Here is a 6,137-nt window from a genome sequence, read left to right on the forward strand (position 1 = left end):
GCCGCGCACCTAAGTGGCCCACCCGCCGTGGCAGTGCCACGCCTCAGTGGTGCCGCGCCTAGGTGGTGCCGCGCCACAGCCGCTGCCACCAGCACCGGCTGACCTCCGGTTCCGGCTCCGGCGCCTGGGCCTTCCCCCGAGCGGCACGGCGTTCATGCCACCGCGCCACTTCCGCCTCGACGTCGCGGGTCTTGGTGATCACCGGCGGGCCGCCCTGGAGCTGGCGGCGGGCGTCGATCACGCGGGCATTGAAGTCCGTCAGGATGTCGCGCACCTGCTTCTCGGTGAACTGGGCGTCGAGCCGGCCGTCCAGTTCGGCGTCCTCAGTACGGAGCAGGATGGCTTGTGGACCCAGGCCGCTGATGTTTTCCCGTTGGATCAGTCCTTTGACCCACCAGTCGGGATCGAAGGCCTCCCCGAGGCCGGGGATGGGCTTGCCCGCGTACTTGAGGTTGTCGAATTTACCCTGGGCCATGGCGTCGCGGATCAGGTACTCGGCTCTCTTGGCGTCGTCCACTTTCCTGCGCTTCTGACGCTCGTTTTCCTCCGCGGCATCGAGCTCCGCCTCTTCCTCGGCACTGATCCCCGCTCCCCGGTAGGAGCGGAGTTCCGCTGCCCGCTCCAGGCGCCGCTTGAAGTCGCCTGCCCCGCTCATCGCCAAATACCGCCTCCGCTCGTGGAATCGAGTCTGTCTTCCAGTATTCAGAACCGGACTCCGGGTTTCAACGGGGCGCCATCAGGCCCCTGAGGGCTCAGCCGAGCGCCAGCGACGGGACCCCGGCGTCCGCTACCACCACCGCCCCGGTGGCCGTCGAATCAGGGTTCAGCATCCAGCCCATCCGCTTGGCCCGGCTGAGGATCACGGCGCTTTCCACGAGTTCGATCTCCGGAATGCGCTGCTGGAGGGCCAGTTCAGCGGTCATTACATCGGCCAGCGATTTCAGCCACATCAGGATCACGAAATTTGTCCTCCCGCTGGTGGATGCATTCAGCCGGACTGTCCGCAGGCCGCGGAGCTCCGCGGCGGCGGCCTCATGCTGGCCCGGCGGCACATTGGCGAACCACTGGCAGCTCACCGGGTAGCCGGACAGGTTCTGCGCAATGTCACAGCGGAATGTCAGCAGGCCGCTGGAAACCACCCGGTTCAGCTGCCGCTGGACAGTGGCCGGGCTGCGGCCCAGGCTCCGGGCAATGTCAGCGGCACTGGCCCGCCCATCGCGCGCCAGGAACGGAATCAGGTCCAGATGGCTCGGCGGCAGGGGCGATCCGGTCCGGGCTCCTGCCGAACCGGCGATCTCGTGGCCAACAACAGCACGCAAGGCGTTCTGCTGTGCGTTGTCCAAGGCGTTGAGCCGCCACGTATGGCCGGCGGAATGCAGGCGGGTTCCCAGCGATGTCCGGTACTTCAGCAATCCGGGAATTTCCTTGAACCGCGGAAGCACGTGATCCGTGAACTGTTCCAGGGTGGGCGAAATGACAGTCAGCATGAGGTCCCTGTTGCTGGCAGCCTCCTCAACAGTGACCACGTCCGGGATGGCGGCCAGCTCGGCGGTGACCTCGGCGCGTAGGCGCATCTCGCAGTCCACATCCACCAGCGCCAGGCACATCTGTTTGGGGTCGCCAATCAGATGTGCCGTGGTCCAGGCCGCGCCTGCAGACCTCAACCTGTCCCAGCGGGCCGCCAGCGTGGTGGCGTGAACCCCCAACACGTCCGCCGCGTCCGCCCAGCTGATCCGCGGCGCAACCTGCAGGACGTTAATCAGGGCAAGGTCCTCCTCGCTGAGCATCACTTCGGTCCGATCTTCCTGAGAATGAATGATTCCTGCGTTTCCCAGCATACTTTTGATTTTTTCCAGTACCTTCCAGAGTTGTGAATCAGGTCACCCCACAATGGACACCAGACCATCAACGGACCCACGGTCCAGAGGGAGAGCAGATGTCAATCACCGCCGACGCCAGGGAACTGCAGGACGATATTGTCCGGCTGCGCCACGAGCTGCACGAGGACCCGGAGATCGGACTCCAGCTGCCCCGGACCCAGGAAAAGGTCCTCAAGGCACTCGAGGGCCTGCCGTACGAAATCACCCTGGGGCAGAGCACGACGTCGGTCACTGCGGTCCTGCGCGGCAACGCGCCGCACGCTTCGGTCACCAAGCCAACCGTCCTCCTCCGCGCCGACATGGACGGGCTGCCCGTCCAGGAGCGCACCGGTGCGGTGTTTGCATCAAAAACCGACGGCATCATGCACGCCTGTGGCCACGACCTCCACACCGCAATGCTGGCCGGAGCCGCCACCCTCCTGGCCGAGCGCCGGGACCAACTGGCCGGCGACGTCGTCCTGATGTTCCAGCCGGGCGAGGAGGGCTGGGACGGCGCATCCCACATGATCCGCGAGGGTGTGCTGGACGCGGCCGGACGCCGGGCCGATGCCGCCTACGGAATGCACGTGTTTTCCGCCCTGGAGCCGCATGGCCGTTTCGCCACCAAATCAGGGGTGATGCTCAGCGCATCGGATGCACTCACCGTCACTGTCCTGGGCGCCGGCGGCCACGGCTCCGCCCCGCACGTGGCCAAGGATCCTGTGACCGCGGCCGCAGAAATGGTCACTGCACTGCAGGTCATGATCACCCGCCAGTTCAACGTGTTCGATCCGGTAGTCCTGACCGTGGGCGTCCTCCAGGCCGGCACCAAGCGCAACATCATCCCGGAATCTGCACGCATCGAAGCCACCGTCCGCACCTTCTCAGAGTCTGCGAGGGAACAGATGATGACTGCCGTTCCCATGCTGCTGAAGGGTATTGCCGCGGCACACGGCCTCGAGGTCGATGTCGACTACCGCCACGAGTATCCCGCCACGATCAATGACGAGGACGAAACACGGACCGCCGAGAAAACCATCGAGGAACTCTTTGGCAGCTCGCGCCTCTCCCGCTGGGCCACTCCCCTCAGCGGCTCCGAGGACTTTTCCAGGGTGCTCGCGGAAGTACCCGGGACCTTCATCGGCCTCAGCGCCGTGGCCCCGGGCGCCGACCACACCACAACTGCTTTCAACCACTCCCCGTACGCCCTGTTCGACGACGGCGTCCTGTCCGACGGAACCGCGCTCTACACAGAGCTGGCCGTCTCCCGCATCGCCGCCCTGGCCTCGGCCACCCACTGATTTCCCTTCCCCCTTGGAGAACATCATGACCACAACAGCAGGCGTCCCAGCCGACGTCCAGGTCCACAAGTCCCACATGCGCACCCTGATCGGCACCGGGATCGGCAACGCCGTTGAATGGTACGACTGGGCCATCTACGCGACGTTCTCGCCCTTCATCGCCAGCGCCCTGTTCAGCAAGGAGGACCCGGCGTCGGCGTTCCTGGCCACCCTGGCCATCTTCGCCGTCGGCTTCGTGGCCCGCCCGTTCGGCGGCTTCGTGTTCGGCTGGATCGGTGACCGGATCGGCCGCAAGACCTCCATGACCTTCGCTGTGGGGCTTGCCGCGCTGGGCAGCCTGCTGATCGGCATCGCCCCCACCTTCGAAGCGGTCGGAGCCTTTGCCTCGGTCCTGCTGCTGGTGGCCCGCCTGATCCAGGGCCTCGCCCACGGCGGTGAGCTGCCGTCGTCGCAGACCTACCTCTCCGAAATGGCGCCCAAGGAAAAACGCGGCTTCTGGGCCACGCTCATCTACACCTCCGGCACCGTCGGCATCCTGGCAGGAACCATGCTCGGCGCCGTCCTGTCCAACGTTCTGAGCAAGACTGACATGAACGCCTGGGGCTGGCGCATTCCGTTCCTGATCGGCGGGGCGATGGGACTCTACGCGCTCTTTATGCGGGCACGGATGAAGGAGACGGCCGCGTTCGAGGCTGAATCCCCCAAGGAAAAGCACGATCCGCTGTGGCCGCAGATCTACAAGCACCGCAAGCAGGCCCTGCAGGTGATCGGCCTCACCGTCGGCCTGACGGTGAGCTACTACATCTGGGGTGTTGTGACACCAAGCTACGCCGCCTCAGTGCTGAAGATGGACCGCGGCGAAGCCCTCTGGGCCAGCGTCATCGCCAACGTGCTGTTCATCGCGGCGCTGCCGTTCTGGGGCCGGCTCTCGGACCGGATCGGCCGCAAGCCCGTCATGATCATGAGTGCCGCCGGTGCAGCGCTGTTCCACTTCCCCATGACCTGGCTGCTGAAGGATTCCCCCTGGCAGCTCGCGGTCACCATGTCCGTGATGCTGTTCTTCATCGCCGGAAGCGCCGCGATCGTCCCGGCCGTCTACGCCGAACTGTTCCCGACCAAGATCCGCACCGTCGGCGTCGGCATCCCCTACTCCATCTGCGTCGCGGCCTTCGGCGGCACGGCACCCTACCTGCAGGCATGGCTCGGCTCGATCGGACAGGCCAACCTGTTCAACGTCTACGCCGTGCTCCTGCTCCTCATCAGCATCGCGTTTGTCTTCACCATCCCTGAAACGAAGGGTAAGGACCTGACGCACTGACACCGGGCAGCCCCGGAATTTCACGCAAGACGCCGACGGCGGGAGGTCCCGCCGTCGGCGTCTTTCTGCATGGTGGGGGGTACTACGCGGACAGATCAGCCCAAGTGGATGGGCTGGTGCTCGTCGCTGCCGCTGAACGTTTTCCGGGTGATGGTGATCAGCAGGAGCGCCACGGGCGTGATCAGGATGGCCACGCCGGCCGCCCACAGGAACACCGATGAGTACCCGGTGGAAAGCGCCGCCATGTTGCTTCCGCCGGCGGCAGCAGTGGCCGCTGCCGCAATGGTGCTGAAGAGGGCAATGCCCAGGGAGCCGCCGATCTGCTGTGTTGCGTTCACCAGCGCACTGGCCACGCCGGCGTCGTGCTCGTCAACGCCGAACAGCGCCAGGTTCTGCATGGGCACAAACACCATGCCGAGGCCGATGCCCATCAGGATGAGCGCGGGCAGCATGTTCACGGCGTAGCTGCCGTCAGCACTGACCTGGGTCAGCCAGAGCATGGCAGCTGCCATGAAGACCGGCCCGACGGCGGTGGGGATTTTGGCACCCAGCTTCGGCAGGTTCTTGGCCACCACAGCCGCGGTCACGATCAGGACCACCGTCATGGGCAGCGAGGCCAGGCCGGCGATGAACGGGGCGAAGCCGAGCACAATCTGGATGTAGTAGTTGATGAAGAGGATGCCGCCGATCAGCACCGCGCCGGCCAGGAATGACGCCAGGAACGCGGCTGCACGGTTGCGCTCGGTGGCCACACGCAGCGGAAGGAGCGGGTGCTTGACCTTCTTTTCGACCGCGACGAACAGCACCATCATCACCATGCCGGCGGCGATGAAGCCCCACGCCTCCGGTGCACCCCAGCCGTGCTCAGCGTTTGTGAAGCCGTACACCAGCGAGCCCAGGCCAAGGGCCGCAAGTACGACGCCGGGCCAATCGTATGTGGAGGGTCCTTCAGCCTTGCTTTCGCGCACCTTGGCCAGCACTCCGATCAGGGCAATGACCGCGATGGGGACGTTCACAAAGAAGCACCAGCGCCAGGACACGTAGTCGGTGAGGAAACCGCCCAGCAGGACGCCGGCCGCAGCACCCACGCCGCTGATGGAGCCGAAGATCGCGAAGGCCGTGCCGCGGTCCTTACCGCCGGGGAACGAAACAGTCAGCAGTGCCAGGGCGGCCGGAGCAAGGAGTGCCGCGAACAGACCTTGGAGGGCACGTGCGCCGGTCAGTTCCCAGGATTCCTGCGCAATCCCGCCGATCAGCGATGCCACCGCGAAGCCTGCGGCCGCGACGATGAAGGTGCGCTTGCGGCCCCAGAAATCCGCGATCCGTCCGCCGAGCAATAGGAAGGCGCCGAACGTCAGGGCGTAGGCCGTGACAACCCAGGACCGGGTAGAGTCGCTGATGCCCATTTCGACCTGCAGGCGGGGCAGCGCCAGGTTCACGATGGTGCCGTCAAGGACCACCATGAACTGCGCCAGGGCGAGGAAGACCAGTGCCCACCACCGGCCATTTGTCGATATCTCCTGTTTCGAGTCCGCACTCGCCAACTGTGTCGCCACGCGTTTCCAACCTTCTTGAAGTAGTAATACTTATACAAGTATAACTACTACTCCGGCCACCAATCCGCCATCAACTCCAACGCGACTCCAACGCGGGGTCACT

The 6,137-nt window shown here is 65.3% G+C and carries 5 protein-coding genes; 2 read left to right on the plus strand and 3 right to left on the minus strand.

Translation table 11 applies throughout. From position 1 onward, the window contains the following. Positions 1-58: 58 nt before the first annotated feature. The gene (locus tag DBR22_RS07425) at positions 59-655 is read right to left on the minus strand and encodes a J-domain-containing protein (RefSeq protein WP_108598477.1); all 597 of its coding nucleotides are present in this window, start codon (positions 653-655) and stop codon (positions 59-61) included. 97 nt (positions 656-752) lie between these two features. Continuing rightward, the gene (locus tag DBR22_RS07430; protein ID WP_108598478.1) at positions 753-1,838 is read right to left on the minus strand and encodes an Lrp/AsnC family transcriptional regulator; all 1,086 of its coding nucleotides are present in this window, start codon (positions 1,836-1,838) and stop codon (positions 753-755) included. Positions 1,839-1,936: 98 nt separating this feature from the next. On the opposite strand from DBR22_RS07430, the gene DBR22_RS07435 reads away from it, so the two are divergent. Further along, a complete protein-coding gene (locus DBR22_RS07435) occupies positions 1,937-3,160 on the plus strand; it encodes a M20 metallopeptidase family protein (protein ID WP_108598479.1) in 1,224 nt (407 codons plus the stop codon). Positions 3,161-3,185: 25 nt separating this feature from the next. Then, positions 3,186-4,478: an MFS transporter gene (locus tag DBR22_RS07440; RefSeq protein ID WP_108598480.1), complete on the plus strand. Its 1,293-nt coding sequence runs from the start codon at positions 3,186-3,188 to the stop codon at positions 4,476-4,478. Between the two features lie 95 nt (positions 4,479-4,573). On the opposite strand, the gene DBR22_RS07445 is transcribed toward DBR22_RS07440, so the two are convergent. Continuing rightward, the gene (locus DBR22_RS07445; protein WP_108598481.1) at positions 4,574-6,034 is read right to left on the minus strand and encodes an MFS transporter; all 1,461 of its coding nucleotides are present in this window, start codon (positions 6,032-6,034) and stop codon (positions 4,574-4,576) included. Positions 6,035-6,137: the final 103 nt, after the last annotated feature.

Origin of the sequence: Arthrobacter sp. HMWF013 (assembly GCF_003061105.1) — a bacterium.
GTDB lineage: Bacteria > Actinomycetota > Actinomycetes > Actinomycetales > Micrococcaceae > Arthrobacter.